Below are 16,500 nucleotides of genomic sequence, written 5' to 3'. Positions count from 1 at the left end.
ATGCACCACTCTCTCTTCACCCTATTACTAGCTGCGGCCCTGTTGCCACTAGCAAGCCAGGCCCGTATATGCCTGCCAGGCTATCAGGACGATGATACCCGTTTCGTTAGCGAACTGATCGACACGGCCGAAGGCAAGCTGCAGGTGGTCAACGACAGAGCCACCGGTCTGCAATGGCTCTACTGCCCCTACGGCCAACAAGTCAGTGATAATGGCTCTGGCTGCGAGGGCATGCCTGAGGTGATCAACAGCAGAGCAAACCCGAGTGACAACCCCTTGATGACCATAATCATGCAGGCCAACGACCGACTGAACACCCCTGCACACCCTTGGCGGGCCCCAGACATCAAGGAGCTGTTTACCCTCTACAACCCTCAGTGCCAACCTGGTACCTACAGCGCAGTGGGCTTTCCAGACCCTCAGCTGGCCGCAGATACTGAAAACCTCAAACAGCGTGCGTGTGAAGCCAGATCTGATCCGGTGACCCATAAATATATTAAGCCGACTAAAGAGCAGGAACAGGCTTGCAACAAGCTAACCCGGCAAAGCTATGCCTTAACCAGGCTCCAGTTTATTTCAGACAGCGCCTCTGGAGATGGATACAACTACCTGCAGTTCGAACCATCACATGAAGTGTTTCATGAAGGCGGTTACAGTGCACCTATGCTTAGGCTCGTCAGGCCAATCCCGAACCACAGTGAATGACGCCGTGCTGGCCAAAGGGGGTTAACTCCCTTTGGCTATTTTTGCCTTGGCTTTTTACTTCCGCCAAGGGAGTAGGTATGATTCGGCCAGCGTAAAAAGACTTGAATGGATGATCTGAACTCGATATGCGGATGAAACACCTGATTGCCGCGGCTTTGACCGCCCTCACCCTCTCCGGTTGCAGCCTGGTCTATCGTATCGATATTCCTCAGGGCAACTATGTGGAACAAAAACAGGTCGACAAACTGCGCCAGGGGATGACCCGCGAGCAGGTCAGCTATGTGCTGGGGACCCCCATGCTGCGTGACGGCTTTGACCCCAACACCTGGTACTACCTCTATGAATTTCAGCCGGGCCACGGCGACAAGGAGCGCAAAGAGCTCACTGTCACCTTCGCCAACGACAGGCTGACCACAGTGACGGGTGACTTCCCGCTGCCAGCAGCTTTCAATACCCCGCTCTGATATCCCGCAAAACCGGCCTCGCGCCGGTTTTGTTTTATCCAGCCCCACGTAATTCATCCTGCCCGACAACACTGAGTCATTCCTCGCCATTGCAGCTGCTCGCAAATTGCCTGATGCTGATGAGCAGCCACCATGGCATCAACACCATCGAATGACACAGGGAGAATCCCCATGAGCCGGATCCTGATTGCCGGAGCCAGCGGCCTGATCGGTCGCGAACTGGTGCAGCAACTGCCTGCCGAACATGAACTGACCCTGCTCTGTCGCAAGCCGGGCAAGGAGGCGCACCACTGGCTGCCGGTCAATTTTGATAATCTGGCCAGCGTCACCCTCTCCCGCCCGGTCGATATCGCCTTCTGTGCCCTTGGTACCACCCGCAAGGAGGCGGGCTCTGCCGAGGCGTTTCGCCGGGTCGATCTCGACTATGTGGTCGCCTTTGCCGAGCTGGCCCGCCGCCACGGTTGTCAACGGCTGATCGTGGTCTCGAGCATGGGGGCCAGCGCATCGTCCCCGGCTCTCTATCCGCGTACCAAGGGAGAGATGGAGCAGGCCCTGCTGGCCCAATCCTGGCCACGGCTCGCCATCGTACGCCCCGCCATGCTGCTCGGAGATCGCCAGCCACCGCGCCTCTCCGAGCAGATCTTTCAGACCATCTACCCGCTGTTTCGGCCACTGCTGGTGGGCAAGCTCGCCCGCTGGCGCGCCATCGAGGCCCGTCAGGTGGCCCACGCCATGATCGCCCTCTCGAAACTGCCCGCCGGGTGCGAGATTGTCGAGAACGAGCAACTGCTGGCCCTCTGAGCCCGATCTTCCCCACTACTTAAGCTCTATGCCGTAAAAACAGCAGGGCAAGCCAACCGGCTTGCCCTTTGTCTATCTGTTGGCGTGATACACCCCAACCACCTCTTGCCACCATTGACCGCGCTCGGCAGTCAGGGCAACCGCCATCAACCGCGAATATGGTCGATAAAGGCGTCAATCTGCTCGCGAGTGCAGGCAGGATTCATAAAGACTGCCTTCTCCCCGGCGATATAGGAGTATTTGCCGCGGGCGTCGTAGTCGGAGTGGGCCACCGCCTCCACCCAGTTGGTGTAGAGCCCCACCTTGCCGCGCCCCTTGAACAGGCTGCGGTGGTAATCGGTATTGCGCTGCAGTCGCGCCTTGTAGGCGGGATCGCTGGAGCGGGCCAGCTCGAAGGCAAATTCGGCTTCCGGGTCACTCACCCACTCGGGGTTGTAGACCTTGAAGCCGACGCTCGGCCCCTGATTCTCCTGCGCCACCAGCTTGACGTTGTCCAGCTGGCTTAACCGGAAGCGGAAGTAATTGGCATTTTGCAGGCAGTGGGCCAGCACGGTGCGATACCCCTCCACCCCCATATAGTTGAGCGCCGCATAGGCACCGAACAGGCCACTCGCGCCGCGGGAGCACTCGATGGTGGATTGCAGGTGGGTCTGGCCCTGAATGTCCCGCTCGAAGTAGGAGAAGTTCTCCGGGTCATTCTCCATCGCCTTGAGGTCATCCTGCTCCTTGATCATCACCAGACTGGAGGTGTAGGGCACATAGCCCCACTTCTGGAAGTCGACGGTGAAGGAGTCGGCATATTTGAGCTCGGCAAAGCGTGCCACGTTGCGCTCGATCCCCGCCAGGGTGGCGCTGTTGATGGCGAGCGGGTTGGCGGCAAAGTCGTAACCCAGGAAGAAGATCATCGACCAGCCGATAGCTGCGTCGACGTGGATATGGGGCTTGACCGCCACCTCGAACTGCTCGCAGAGGCGATTGCGCAGCTCGAACACGGGTTTCACCTGATCCACCCCGAAGGTGTCGGTGGTGCCCATGGTGAGCATGATGGTGGGCACCACGTGTTTCAGGGCAAAACAGGCGGTCAGGGTGCGTTCGAGGTGGTCGAGATCGATGTCGTTGTTCTCGCCGACCTGAATGCGGATAGTCTTGTTCTCGATATCGACCCCGAGCAGGGAGAGGTTGGTGATGTTGGAGTAGTGACCGCCCTGGGAGTTGATGATGCGGTAATCCTGATAGTGGCCGAGCCCCTTGTGCTTGGCCTCCGGCAAGGTTTTGCGAATGCCGAGCAAGTAGCCATAGAGGTTACAGAAGGTCCCCCCCTGGGTGAAGATGCCGGTGGCCCGCTCGGGGTCATAGCCTGCCAGCAGCGCAATCTGGCGCACCACCTTCTTCTCCAGCTCCTCGGCCACTCCGGCGTATTCGGAGTAGACCAGATTGGGGTTGGCCAGAATGCCCAGCTGGGCGCCGTAGATGGCGGGATCCGCTGACATAGTGATGACGTTCTCGACGCTGGAGGGGTTCTCCCAATCCTTCGATAGAGCGGCGGCAAACAGCAGCTCGGCCATCGGCTCGCCCGGGGTGCGCATGGTGGCGGGCACCGGCATGGTCTCGCAGAGATCGGCCAGGCGGGCGCGGCCATCAGGCCAGGCATTCAAACGGGCATCGGGAGCCAGGCCACGGGCCCGAAATTCGTTGAGGGTGGCAAATCCGGGTTCGCGAAAAACGGGCCAGAGATCGGGATTGCGCGAGAAAAAGTTGGCTTTGACGGTGGCGAAACGGGCGGAGAAATCGGGATGGACGGCATTGACGCTTTCGTCTTGCAGATAAACTAAGTCACTCATTTTTATACCATTAGTACAGCAAATGTGCGGCCGTTATACCCCTGTACCAGCGGGGCCGACAGTGACAATATCTAATGGCCTACCCTACTTTTTGTCATGTATCAGCCATCACAAGGGCTGGCAAAAAGGCGCCTTTGAGGCGCCTCTTTATATTTCGTGATCTTGCTCCCATCCTGGCTGACAGAGTCCTTACTACCAGACCACCATCAGCGCAGCGTCCACCTCAACGCAGGGAGGCCAACAGCCACTCGGCAAACTCCGCCAGCTCGCTCTGCTGCTGCGGGAAGGCCGCCAGCCAGGGCTGCAGGCGCGCGGCAACCGCGTCCGGCCGATAGCCGCAACCCGCCAGTTCGGCCGCCAGCAGATCAAACGGGGCCGGCTCCAGAGTATCGCTAAAGAGCTGCGCCCGGGTGATGACCCCTTTCTCCACATCAAAGTGCAGCTCCACCCCGCCCCAGCTGAACCGCTCCTCCAGCAGATGGCTGAACGCCGGGGCATGGCCATAGTTCCACTCCCAGCTGCGCTGGCGGGCGAAGGTCTCGGCACAGCCCGGCAGATCCGGCATCTGCTCCGGGGAGATATGCTCGGGCTCAACTCGCGCGCCGTAATGGTGGAAGAAGGCCTCCTGCAGCGCCTCGCTCACCTGTTGATGGTCGATCCCCGGCAGCAGTTCGCACAGATTGGCCACCCGGCTGCGCACCGAGGTGATCCCCTTGGCCGCCAGCTTCTTGGGGTCGGGGTTGAGATAGTTGGCAAGGCGGCCGAGATCGGCATCCAGCAGCAGGGTGCCGTGGTGAAAACCGCGATCCAGAGTCTCCCGATAGGCCGACCCCGATACCTTGCGCTCCCCGTCCGGGGTGGCCACCAGCAGATCGTTGCGACCGGAGGCAAAGGCCTCGATCCCCAATCGTTTGAGCCCGTCCAGCACAATGGCGGTGGAGACGCTCTTGTCATACTCCGGCTTGCCCGCCATGAAGGTGAAGCAGCTGTTGCCAAGATCGTGGAACACGGCGCCACCGCCACTGCTGCGACGCGCCAGGGTGACCCCGTCCTCTTCCATGCGGCGGGTGTTGCACTCCTTCCACGGATTCTGGGCACGGCCAATCACCACGGTATTGGCATTGCGCCAAAGGAACAGCACCCGCTGACCGGGGTCCATCTGGCGGAAGATGCACTCCTCAACGGCCAGATTGAACAGGGGATCGTGAGAGTCGGAGACAAGCAGACGCAAGCGGGACATAAAAAGACCTTATCCGGAACTGGGGGCAGCATGATAACACTGACGGGGTACCATCACTGAGCTGTCGCATATTAACCGGTGCGCAGCAGCCGCGATACATTTGCGTCACACCTGACCGCCCCCTAAAAGTATCTATTGATATAACGACACAGCTTGACGTGCAACCATGGAAAAAGTGCAGTTTAGCCACAATGATAACGATAAAAACGGGAAAAAGTGGCTAGAATGCGACCACTTCGATAGGCCATATGACTCTCTTATTGGTCACATAACTTGCAAAAAAACGGCATGTATCCATCCCGTGTGATGAACGACACAAAAATGACTTTCCAACCCCCCTATACCCCATTGCAAACGCCTTTTCTCCCCTTGCAGGTGACACAAAATTGCTTGAATCTAGCCTAGACACCGCTCCCGAGAGAAACGTTGTATGACGGAGAACGCAGCCCCCCGCCAGCCCTTCAGCTGGTTTATGCCAATGCTGGTCGGTATGGTCATCGCGACCCTGACCTCTTCCCCCGTGCGAGCCGGCGAGCAGGTCATCGTCCAGTTGCCGTGGCAGCACCAGTTCCAGTTTGCCGGTTACTACGCGGCCATCGCCAAAGGGTTTTATCGGGAGGCCGGTCTGCATGTCACCTTGCGTGAAGCGGACTCCCGCACCGATGTGGTCAGCGAGGTGATCTCGGGAAAGGCCCAGTTTGGCATCAGCGGCAGTGATCTGCTGCTGGATCGGGCTGCCGGTCGTCCGGTGGTGGTGCTCGCCGCCCTGCTGCAGCACTCGCCGCTGGTTCTGCTCACGCTGGATAGGCCAGATATTCGCAACCCGGCCGATCTGGCCAACAAGCGACTGATGCTGGAGCCTGGCTCCAACGAGCTGCTGACCTACCTTTCTCACCAGACCCGCAGCCGCGACTGGGTCACCCTCCCATACAAACAGGGGATACAGGCACTGCTGGCGGGCAAGGTGGATGCCATCAGTGCCTACAGCACTACCGAGCCCTTCTATCTGCAGCAAAGAGGCATCCCCTATCGGGTCTTCAGCCCGCGCACCATCGACTTTGACTTCTACGGCGACAACCTGTTTACCTCCGAGCGGGAGCTGATCACCCGACAGGATCGGGTCTACGCCTTCCAGCAGGCCAGCCTCAAGGGGTGGCGCTATGCGATGGACCACCCCGACGAGATGATCAACCTGATCATGGAGCAGTACCCGACCGGGGCTGGCCGTGAACAGCTGGAGTTCGAGGCTCGCGAAACCAGAGAGCTGATGCAGCCGGATCTGATCGAACCTGGCTACATGCAGCAGGAGCGCTGGCTGCAGATCGCCAAAACCTATCTGGAGGCGGGCATGCTCACGGTATTGCCCAACCTCGACCGCTTTATCTACGACCCGGCGCAGGAGCGGCTGCGCCAGCAACGGCAACTGCTCGACAAGAGCGTGGCGGTGGCCATGCTCATCACCTTTACCCTGATGACCCTGCTCGGCATCTTCTTGCACCTCTATCTGCGCCTGCGCCAGGAGGCGCGGGATCGCCAGCGGCTGACCCGTGAACTGGCCCAGAGCGAGCAACACTATCGCTTCGTGGCGGAGAACAGCGCCGATGTGATCTGGACCATGGATGCCGCCAGCTTGCGCTTTCGCTACGTCAGCCCGGCCATCACTCCTCTGAGCGGCTACGAGGCCCCCGAGCTGTTTGCCCTGCCCCTCAAACAGCTGCTGCCGGATGCCTCAAGGCAGCTGCTGCGCGAGGAGATCTCCGCCACCCTGGAGGCCTGGCAGCGGGGGGAACATGACCAGACCCGCCGGGTCATTCGCACCCAGCTGCGCCACAAGGATGGCCATCTGGTGGCGACCGAGACCATCACCACCCTCCATGGCAACCACAATGCCCAGCCGGAGGCGATCCTCGGGGTCACCCGGGATATCACCGAGCGGGCAGCGCGAGAGGAGATGATGCGCCGCCTCGCCTTCTACGACCCCCTCACCGGGCTGCCCAATCGCCGCTTGCTGCAGCAACGGCTCAAGGAGCTGATGGAGCAGGAGGTGCCCCGTCCGCTGGCATTGATGTTTATCGATCTCGATCACTTCAAGCCGATCAACGACACCTTCGGCCATGAGACCGGGGATATTCTGCTCAATATGGTGGCCGAGCGGATGAGCCACTGCGTGCGCAAACAGGATCTGGTGGCGCGGCTGGGGGGCGACGAGTTCGTTATATTGCTGCCGGAGAGTGGCGACGAAGTGCTGGCGGTGGCCGACAAGCTGCACCAGCAGCTGCGCCATCCGTTCCAGCTGGAGGGGCAGGAGCTGCTCATCTCAAGCAGTATCGGGCTGGCGCTCTATCCCGAGCACGGGGAGGATGCCAAAACCCTGATGCACCACGCCGATCAGGCCATGTATCAGGCGAAGAATCGCGGCCGCGGCCGGGTCTGCCTCTATACCGAAGGCCTTGATCCCGAGCAGGGCGCCCTGCTGTGGCAACCCGGCCACGAGTGCGGTCACCCGCGCATCGATGCCGAGCATCGCCAGCTCTTCGTACTGACCAACCGGCTGCTGGAGCGGATGAAAGATCAGCGCGAGGATCCGGCCCCGTTTCTGGAGAGTCTGGAGAGTCTGTTCGAAATGGCCCGCCACCACTTCGCCTTTGAAGAGCAGATGCTGGCGGAGATCGACTATCGGGAACTCGTCAGCCACCGTCAGGATCACCAGCGCCTGCTCAACAAAGCAAGCCAACTACTGCACGCTGCCAAAGCGGGGACATTGGGCAACGACGAGCTGCTCAACTTCATCATTCAGGAGCTGGTAGTCGGCCATATGAGTCAGGCGGATCGCCGCTACTTCCCCCTATTCAGATCTGAGCGCAGCGTGCCGGTTGCAGAGGGGGTCACCTAGTCCCCCCTGTTCAGACCCGAGCGTAACGCGCCTCTTGCGAAAGGAGCGACCTAATCACCGCGCAGGGCAACTACTGGGTCGAGACGTACTGCCCGCAAGGCAGGTGCGACCCCGGCCAGCAGACCCACCAGGGCGCTGCAACCGAGCGCCAGCAGCAGATAGAGAGGATGGAGGGTGAGCGGCAAGCCAGCCGCCAGCAGGGTGAGCAGCAGCTTGAGCCCGCCGAGCAGGGCCAGCCCCATGGCCCCGCCCAGCAGCGCCAGCACCACGGCTTCGAGCAGGAACAACAATAGAATGCGCCGCCGTGGGCAGCCCAGCGCCATCAGCAAACCCACCTCGGGGATCCGCTCCTGCTGGGCGATGCTCATGATGCTGAAGATGCCGACTGCCCCGATCAGCAGCGAGATGATGCCGAGCCCGCCGACCGCCAGCTTGATGATAGAGAGGATCTTGTCGAGGCTGGTCAGCATGTCCTGCTGGGAGGTGAGGGTGAAGTCCTCGGCGCCGTGGCGGGCGATCAGCACCCGCCGGATCTGGGCGGTGATATCGGCTTCCGTCTGTCCGGCGCGATAGATGACATCGATCTCCTGCAGCCCCTCCTTGTTGAACAGCGCCTGGGCGTGGGCGGCGGGAAGATAGATCATGTCGTCCAGATCAAAGCCGAGAAATTGCCCCTTGGGGGCCAGCACCCCGGCCACCCGAAAACGGCGATCACCGGCACGCAGCAAACTGCCTGGTGCATCGCCACCGGGAAACAGCTCCGCCGCCACCTTGGCCCCCAGCACCGCATAGGCACGGGGCATGGCACTGTCATCCGCAGGCAGAAAACGCCCCTGCACCAGGGTGAGTCGCCAGCCGGAGAGCGCCGCCGGACCTGTGCCCAGAATGGCGGTGCTGCGGGTCAGCCCACGGCTGCGCACCTCCCCCTGCCCCTGCACCACAGGGAGCGCCGCCTCTACCCCTGCCAATCTGGCGAGGGCATCGGCGTCCTCCAGCAGCAGGGGACGACTGCTGGAGAGGATGCCGGGCGGGCCGCCGGCGGTTTCGGTCTTGCCCGGGGTCACGGCGATCAGCCGGGTGCCAAATTGGGAGAAGCTGTCGAGCAGATAGAGCCTGAGCCCCTCGCCGATGCCGGTGAGCAGGGTCACCGAGGCGATCCCGATGGCGATACCCAGCGCCGACAGCAGGCTGCGACTGCGCCCCGCCAGCAAGGCGCGCCAGAGCCAGAACAGCAGATCGGCGGCGCGCATCAGCCACCGCTCCATTGCCCGCTGCGCAGGCTGCTGACCGGATCTTGCCGTGCCGCCAGGGAGGCAGGTAGCCAGCTAAAGAACAGCCCGGTCAGCAGGGCTGCCGGTATGGTGCAGAAAGTAGCGAGCAGAGGGACCGCCGCCGGAAATCCGGGCCAGATCAGCGCGGCAAGGGCCACCAGGGCATAGCCCAACACAGTGCCAAACAGCGCGCCACTGCCGCTCAGCAGCAGCGCCTCCCACAAAAACAGCTGGCGGATCTGGCGACTGTCGGCCCCCAGCGCCTTGAGCAGGCCGATCTCGCCGGTGCGCTGGCGGGTGCTGATCAGCGCCAGATTCATCATCATGATGCCGGAGACCAGCAGGCTGATGGCGCCGATGCCGGCAACTGCCAGGGTGAGAGTCGAGAGAATGGTGGAGAAGGTGGCCAGCATGGCGTCGCGGCGCACCACGGTCACATCGAGCCCCCCGTGGCGCGCCTGCATCAGCTGCTCCAGTCGCTTGACCAGCGGAGGCACCGCTTGCCCCGCCAGCGGCTGGATCAGCAGGCGAAACAGCCCCTCGGTATTGAACAGCCGCATGGCGCTACCGACCGGGATCAGCGCGGCCTCGGCCATATCCATCCCCAGATTGCTGCTCTGGCTGGTGAAGACCCCCACCACCCGAAAGCGGCGATTGTCAAAACGCAGCCACTGTCCGACCGGATCGACCTGACCGAACAGCTCACGGGCCACCTTGGCCCCGAGCAGGACGGCCGGTCGATCCTCTGCGGCATCCCCCGGCAGCCAGCGGCCGGAGAGCAGTTCCAGCCCGTGGGTATCGCGCAGCCCGTTGCTGCTGCCAAGCAGCATGGTCTGGCGCAGCCGCGCCCCCTGTTTGGCCTCGGCAAAGCCCATCACCAGCGGCACCAACCGCACGTTTGGCTGGTGCTGGCCAAGGTAGTGCATATCATCGAGAGTGATCTGCCGCAGACTGTTGCCGGTGACCGGCGGCAGTCCGCCGGTGGTCTCCTTGCGGCCGGGGAACATCACCAACAGATCCTTGCCAAGAGAGCTGAACTGGTCGGCCACATAGCGCCTCGCCCCCTCCCCCAGCGCGGTGAGCAGCAGCACCGAGGTGACGCTCAGACTCACCGCCAGGATCAAGACCAGCGCCCGTGAACGCTGACGCAATAACGCCACGGCGGCAAAGCGGATCACATCGGGGCGCCGCATTCAGCCACCGCCGCTATCAATGTTGATGCGGCCATCGTTCATCAGGATCCGCCTGCCCGCCCGATCACCGAGGCGCGGGTCGTGGGTTACCACCACCAGCGTGATCCCCTGCTCCCGGTTGAGCTCCTCCAGCAGGGTAATCACCTCCTCCCCGGAGCGGGAGTCGAGATTGCCGGTGGGCTCGTCGGCCAGGATCAGCCGCGGCGCCATTGCCATGGCCCGAGCGATGGCCACCCGCTGACGCTGACCGCCGGAAAGCTCGGCAGGGCGGTGTCCGGCCCGGTTTTCCAACCCCAGCTCCCCCAGCAACTGCTGGCTGCGGCGATGGCGCTCGGCGGGGGCGATCCCGCACAGCATCAGCGGCAGCTCGACGTTTTCACGGGCGGTGAGGCGGGAGATAAGGTGAAACGACTGGAACACAAAGCCGATGCGATGGCCGCGCAGCTGGGCCAGCGCAGGTTCTGACAGGGTGGCGGTGTCCTCTCCCCCCAGCCAGTAGCGCCCCTCGTCGGGCCGATCCAGCAGCCCCAGCACATTGAGCAGAGTCGATTTGCCGGAGCCCGAGGGGCCCATCACCGCCAGATACTCCCCCTCGGCAACCCGCAGGGATACGCGATCGAGGGCGGCCACTTCGCTCCCCCCCAGAGTGAAACGACGGCTGACGGCATCAAGGCGAATGAGATCACTCATCCGTCTGCTCCGTGGCGGCGCTGAAAGGGCCCTCCCCGACAATCTGTCCGGGCTGAGCTGCCAGCCGATCACCGGCGGCGAGCCCCTCGGCGACTTCAATCCAGTTCCAGTTCTCCACGCCCCAACGGGGCACCACCCGCACCAGCTTATCCCCTTCCAGCCGCAGTACGCTGCCATCGTCGGCCCGGCTGCTGGCCGCTACCCGCAGCGCATCGGTGGCGCGGGTCACTTCGACCTCAAGGTCAGCGCTGTAGCCAATAAGCAGGGGGACATCGGTGGGCAGGGCAGTGAGCGCCGCCTCCACCTCCACGGTGCGGGCCTGCTTCTCCAGCTCCTTCACATAGGGGGCGATGCGGGTGACGGTGGCGGCAAAATCGCGCCCGGGCATGGCATCGAGCAGTACCCGGGCAGACTGGCCCACCTTGAGGCGGGCGGCATCCACCTCATCGATGGGGGCTGAGACATACAGACAGCGATCGTCGATGAGATCGATAACCGGAGGCATGGCTACTCCGGGCGGTGAGGGGGTCATGTATTCACCCAACTTGCTGTTGACCTCAGCCACCACTCCGGCAAACGGCGCCAGCAGGCGGCGCTCGCTCAAGCGTGCCTCCACCTGGGCGACCTGCGCCTCGTCGACCCGCTCCTGCTGGCGGGATGCCTGACAGATATAGCGGCGGGTATCGGCCAGATTCTGGGCCTGCTCGGCGAGGGTGCGGGAGGTGAGGTTTTTGGCCAGCAAGGTGGCCAGCCTGTTGGCCTCCCGCTCGTAGTAGGCCGCCTCGCTGCAACGCTCCTCGCGCTGGGTCTTGCCAAGGGCCTGCTGGGCGCGGGCCCGGGCGAGATCGGCGTGAATATCGTCACTCCAGAGGGTCAGCAGCAGATCTCCCCGGGCTACCCGCTCCCCGGCCTTGACGGCGATCTGCTCCACCACGCCGCCACCGGGCAGACTGAGTCCGGCTCGCTGACACGATTTGATGGTGCCGGCCCGGGTATTGACCACGGTGACCAGCACATCCCCCCGCCCGACCTCTGCCAGCCTGATCGGCGTCGGCTGCGGTCGCCACCACCATGCCACAGCAGCCACCGCCACCACAACGCCACTTCCCCACCACAACCAACCTCTCTTCATCGCGCATCCTTTCGCTAGTGACTCCCGTCATGTGCGTCGGGAGAGCAGGGCATAATAGAGCAAGGGTATCACCACCAGGGTGAGCAAAGTGGAGACCAGGATCCCGAAAATCAGGCTTATAGCCAGTCCGTTGAAGATGGGATCATCAAGGATAAACAGGGCTCCGATCATCGCCGCCAACGCCGTCAGCATGATGGGTTTGGCCCGCACCTGCGCCGCTTCGATCACCGCCTGCTCGAACGCCACCCCGGCGCTGCGCTGCTGCTCGATAAAGTCCACCAGCAGGATGCTGTTGCGTACGATGATCCCGGCCAGGGCGATCATCCCGATCATCGAGGTAGCGGTAAACTGGGCCCCCAGCAGGGCGTGGCCCGGCATCACCCCTATGATGGTGAGCGGAATGGGAGCCATGATGATGAGTGGCACCAGATAGGAGCGGAACTGGGCCACCACCAGCAGATAGATGAGGATCATCCCCACCCCGTAGGCTAGCCCCATGTCGCGGAAGGTCTCGTAGGTGATCTTCCACTCCCCGTCCCACAACAGCGCCACCTCCCCCAGCTTGTCGGGCTGCTGCACGTAATACTGGGGCAGATCGATGTCGGCACCGGCGGCAAACATGCCGTAGAGCGGGCTGTCGGTATGGCCACCCATGTCGGCCACCACCATCACCATGGGCTGCATGTTCTTGTGCATGATATAGCTGGGGGCCACCTCATCACGGCGACTCACCAGCTCGGAGACCCGCACCAGCTGGCCGCTCTGGCTGCGCACCTTGAGGGCCAGTACGCCCGCCAGATCCCGTTTGTCACCGGGAGCCAGTTCGATGCGGATCGGCACCGGATACTTGGCGCCGTGACCCTGCAGCCAGCTGGCATCCTGATAACCCACCCCGCCATTGAGGGTGTTCACCAGATCCCCGAGATCGACCCCGAGCAGGGCCGCCTTGCTGCGATCCACCACCAGCCGCCACTTGGGCTGCGGGTCGGTCAGATAGATATCCACATCCACCAGATCCGCCGTGGCCACAAAACGGGCCTGTACGGCGCGAGCGGCCGCTTCGCGGGCGGCCTGAGTCGGGCCATAAATTTCGGCAACGATGGGGGACCAGACCGGCGGGCCGGGCGGCACCTCAACGACTTTCAGGTTGCCCCCTGCCGCACTGGCGATGGCCTGCAGCGGCTCCCGAACCGACTGGGCAATCTGGTGGCTACTGCGATCCCGCTCATGCTTGTCCACCAGATTGACCTGAATATCCCCCACGTTGGCGCCGCTGCGGATAAAGTAGTGGCGCACCAGCCCGTTGAAATTGATGGGGGCGGCGGTGCCGGCGTAGACCTGGTAATCCTTCACCTCCTCCACCTTGGCAAGCTCCCGCCCAACCGCCAGCAGGGTGCGCTCGGTCTGCTCCAGGGTCGCCCCCTCCGGCATATCGAGCACCAGCTGAAATTCAGATTTGTTGTCAAAGGGAAGCATCTTGAGCACCACCCACTGCACCACCGGCATGGCGGTAGCCGCCCCGACCAGCAGCAACACCGCCAGCCAGAGCTTGCGTCTGGCGCGCTTGGCGCCATCACCGATCAGGAAAGGGGTCATCAGCCGGTGAAAAAGACCCACCTTGGCCTCGCCGTGGGCACCGTGCACCGAATCCTTGAGCAAATGGCTCGCCAGCCAGGGGGAGAAGATGAAGGCCACCAGCAGGGAGATAAGCATCCCCATGCTGGCATTGATGGGGATGGGGCTCATGTAGGGGCCCATCAGGCCGCTGACAAAGGCCATCGGCAACAGGGCCGCGATCACGGTCAGGGTCGCCAGTATGGTCGGCCCCCCCACCTCGTCCACCGCCCCCGGAATAAGCTCCTTGAGCGACCCCTTGCCCAAACCGCGATGGCGGTGGATGTTCTCCACCACCACGATAGCGTCATCCACCAGAATGCCGATGGAGAAGATCAGCGCAAACAGCGACACCCGGTTGAGGGTAAAGCCCCAGGCCCAGCTGGCAAACAGGGTCAGTGCCAGGGTGATGACGATGGCAACGCCCACCACCAGCGCCTCGCGCCAGCCCATGCTCACCAGCACCAGCAGCACCACCGCCGTGGTGGCAAAAATCAGCTTGCCGATCAAGGTGTTGGATTTGGTCTCGGCGGTGACGCCGTAGTCCCGGGTCACCGTCACCTCGACCCCGGCAGGGATAAGCCGGTTCTGCAAACTTTCGACCCGCGCCTCCACCCGCTTAGCCACATCGACCGCGTTCTGGCCCGGCTGCTTGCCGATGGCCAGGGTCACCGCCGGATAACTGGCCTGTCCCAGCCCCATCCAGCTGCGCTTGGTCGGGGTCTCCTGACCCAGAGAGACCCTGGCCACCTCCCCCAGATAGACCGGCTTGCCGTCGTGCAGCCCCACTACCAGCTCGCGGGCCTCCTGCTCGTTTTGCAGGAACTGCCCCACCTGCACCTTAATCTCACTGTTGTCTTGCTCGATGGCCTGTGTGGTGCCCACCTGATTGGCGGCCGCAAGGCGCTGACTCAGCTCGCCCCAGCTGATGCCGTGGGCGCTGAGGGCCGCCGGATCCGGCATCACCCGCAACACGGCACTCTGGCTGCCCAGCGTGTAAATATCGCGGGTACCGGGAATGCGCTTGAGCTCGGTCTCCAACTCATGGGCGACCCGGGTCAGCTCGGGTGCCCCCAGTTGCTTGCTCCCCTCTTTGCTCCACTCTTTGCTCCATAAGGTCAAACTGACGATGGGGACATCATCGATCCCCCGGGGTTTTACCAGTGGCTGACCGACTCCGATCCCCTGTGGCAGCCAATCGCGGTTGGAGTCGAGCTGGTTGTTGAGATCGACGATGGCCTGCTCACGGCTCACCCCTACCTTGAACACCACCACCAGCAGGGCGCCATCGGGTTGTGAGAAGGAGTAGAGAGTATCAATCCCCTTTATCTGGGAGACCACCTGCTCGGCAGGGGTGGTGACGAGAGAGGCCACTTCAGCCGGGCTGGCTCCCGGGAAGGGAATGTAGACATCGGCGAAGGTGACATCGATCTGCGGCTCCTCCTCCTTGGGGGTCACCAGCACCGCAAACAGGCCGAGCAACAGCCCCACCAGCGCCAGCAGCGGCGTGATGGCCGAGCCCTGAAACAGCGCAGCCAGCCGACCGGCAGGCCCCAGCCTCTCCTTGTTGCCGTTCAGCTCGCTACTCATGGGCCACCTCCTGCTGCTGCGCCCAGGCATCGGGAGCCAGCTTGTCACCGGCTTGCAGCCCGGCCAGGATCTCGCACTGCCCTTCAAAGCAATGGCCGACCCGCACCGGCGTCAGGGCCCAGCCAGCAGGCTGCTGCAGATAGACGCCGTTGAACTCCCCTTGCCGCAGCAGGGCGCGTACCGGCACCTGCAACACCTGACGCTCACCCTGCTTGAGCTGCACCTTGAGCCACATGCCGGGCAATACCCCGGCGGTTTGCGGCGGCAAGTCGAGGCGCAACTTGAAGGCGTGGCTCTGGCTGTCGGCATAGTTGAAGCGGGTCAATTTGACCGGGGTAACAGACTTGCCATCGGGCAGCAGCACCTGCACATCCGCAGGCTCACAAGCCAGCGTCAGGGCGGATTGGGGCAACTCGACCTCCACCCGCAAGGTGTCGAGAGAGAAGCCGGAGAGCAGTGGGGTACCGGGGGCGACAGTCTCCCCCAGCTCTACCAGCCTCTTGGTCACTACCCCGGCATAGGGAGCCAGAATGCGGGTATAACCGTAGGCCTCGCGGGCCTGAGTGAGAGCCGCATCGGCAGCATTCACCTCGGCGCGGGCGGCGCGATCCGTCGCCTGGGCATTATCGAGCTGGGCGCGGGTGATCACCCCCTTGGCAATCAGCGCCTGAAAGCGGGCGAGCTGGCGCTCGGCTTCCACTTGCTGGGCCTGCGCCCGCGCCAGCCGCGCCTGCGCCCCCGTGACGGCGGCAAACTGCTCTTTGCCGCTGATCTCCAGCAGCGGCTGCCCCGCCTGCACCTGATCGTTCACATCCACCAGCATGCGGGAGACCCGGCCGCTGGTCTGGGCCGCCACCGTCCCCTGATTGATGGCACTGACGGTGCCATCCAGCGTCAGCCAGTCGGTCACCGGCTGTGGCGCCACTGTCAACAAGGGCTCTGGCTCCCCGTCCGCGGCAAGGGCCCGGGGGGATGTCATGGCCTGCGATGTCATCACCAACATGGTGATCCCCAGCAACCGGATCTTTTCCATCATTACACTCCTTCCCTGGCGTAATCTGTCACT

General features: G+C 62.9%; 12 protein-coding genes. 4 read left to right on the top strand and 8 right to left on the bottom strand.

Annotated elements, in window-relative coordinates:
* The 3 genes from I6L46_RS02990 (at position 1) to I6L46_RS02980 (ending at position 1,970) form a co-directional block, all read left to right on the top strand.
* Positions 1–705 carry a DUF1566 domain-containing protein gene (locus tag I6L46_RS02990; protein ID WP_216977361.1) on the top strand — a complete coding sequence of 235 codons (705 nt, stop codon included), beginning with the start codon at positions 1–3 and terminating at the stop codon, positions 703–705.
* 125 nt (positions 706–830) lie between these two features.
* Positions 831–1,169: an outer membrane protein assembly factor BamE gene (bamE, locus tag I6L46_RS02985; protein ID WP_005337980.1), complete on the top strand. Its 339-nt coding sequence runs from the start codon at positions 831–833 to the stop codon at positions 1,167–1,169.
* A gap of 171 nt (positions 1,170–1,340) precedes the next feature.
* Positions 1,341–1,970, top strand: coding sequence for an NAD(P)H-binding protein (locus I6L46_RS02980; protein WP_216977360.1), 630 nt, complete (start codon positions 1,341–1,343; stop codon positions 1,968–1,970).
* 146 nt (positions 1,971–2,116) lie between these two features.
* On the opposite strand, the gene I6L46_RS02975 is transcribed toward I6L46_RS02980, so the two are convergent.
* Together I6L46_RS02975 and I6L46_RS02970 are read right to left on the bottom strand one after the other, a co-directional pair.
* On the bottom strand, positions 2,117–3,811 hold the full coding sequence (locus tag I6L46_RS02975; protein WP_216977359.1) for a pyridoxal-dependent decarboxylase: 1,695 nt from the start codon (positions 3,809–3,811) through the stop codon (positions 2,117–2,119).
* 223 nt (positions 3,812–4,034) lie between these two features.
* On the bottom strand, positions 4,035–5,051 hold the full coding sequence (locus tag I6L46_RS02970) for a lipoate--protein ligase A (protein ID WP_216977358.1): 1,017 nt from the start codon (positions 5,049–5,051) through the stop codon (positions 4,035–4,037).
* Positions 5,052–5,529: 478 nt separating this feature from the next.
* Between I6L46_RS02970 and I6L46_RS02965 the strand changes: the two genes are divergently transcribed.
* Positions 5,530–7,944, top strand: coding sequence for a diguanylate cyclase (locus tag I6L46_RS02965; RefSeq protein ID WP_254203151.1), 2,415 nt, complete (start codon positions 5,530–5,532; stop codon positions 7,942–7,944).
* Positions 7,945–7,994: 50 nt separating this feature from the next.
* On the opposite strand, the gene I6L46_RS02960 is transcribed toward I6L46_RS02965, so the two are convergent.
* The 6 genes from I6L46_RS02960 to I6L46_RS02935 are packed head-to-tail and all read right to left on the bottom strand — an operon-like array spanning position 7,995 to position 16,467.
* Positions 7,995–9,194: an ABC transporter permease gene (locus I6L46_RS02960; protein ID WP_042080309.1), complete on the bottom strand. Its 1,200-nt coding sequence runs from the start codon at positions 9,192–9,194 to the stop codon at positions 7,995–7,997.
* A complete protein-coding gene (locus tag I6L46_RS02955) occupies positions 9,194–10,408 on the bottom strand; it encodes an ABC transporter permease (protein ID WP_216977356.1) in 1,215 nt (404 codons plus the stop codon). The genes I6L46_RS02960 and I6L46_RS02955 overlap by 1 nt, the downstream gene beginning before the upstream one ends.
* Positions 10,409–11,098, bottom strand: coding sequence for an ABC transporter ATP-binding protein (locus tag I6L46_RS02950; RefSeq protein WP_069554752.1), 690 nt, complete (start codon positions 11,096–11,098; stop codon positions 10,409–10,411).
* Positions 11,091–12,230 carry an efflux RND transporter periplasmic adaptor subunit gene (locus I6L46_RS02945; RefSeq protein WP_216977355.1) on the bottom strand — a complete coding sequence of 380 codons (1,140 nt, stop codon included), beginning with the start codon at positions 12,228–12,230 and terminating at the stop codon, positions 11,091–11,093. Before I6L46_RS02945 ends, I6L46_RS02950 begins: the two co-directional genes overlap by 8 nt.
* Positions 12,231–12,257: 27 nt before the next feature.
* The gene (locus I6L46_RS02940; RefSeq protein ID WP_216977354.1) at positions 12,258–15,434 is read right to left on the bottom strand and encodes an efflux RND transporter permease subunit; all 3,177 of its coding nucleotides are present in this window, start codon (positions 15,432–15,434) and stop codon (positions 12,258–12,260) included.
* Positions 15,427–16,467, bottom strand: coding sequence for an efflux RND transporter periplasmic adaptor subunit (locus I6L46_RS02935; protein WP_216978000.1), 1,041 nt, complete (start codon positions 16,465–16,467; stop codon positions 15,427–15,429). Before I6L46_RS02935 ends, I6L46_RS02940 begins: the two co-directional genes overlap by 8 nt.
* Positions 16,468–16,500: the final 33 nt, after the last annotated feature.

The organism is Aeromonas sp. FDAARGOS 1416 (assembly GCF_019048085.1).
GTDB lineage: Bacteria > Pseudomonadota > Gammaproteobacteria > Enterobacterales > Aeromonadaceae > Aeromonas > Aeromonas veronii.
Note: the sequence above shows the minus strand (reverse complement) of the source record. Positions and strands in the feature narration are given on the sequence as shown.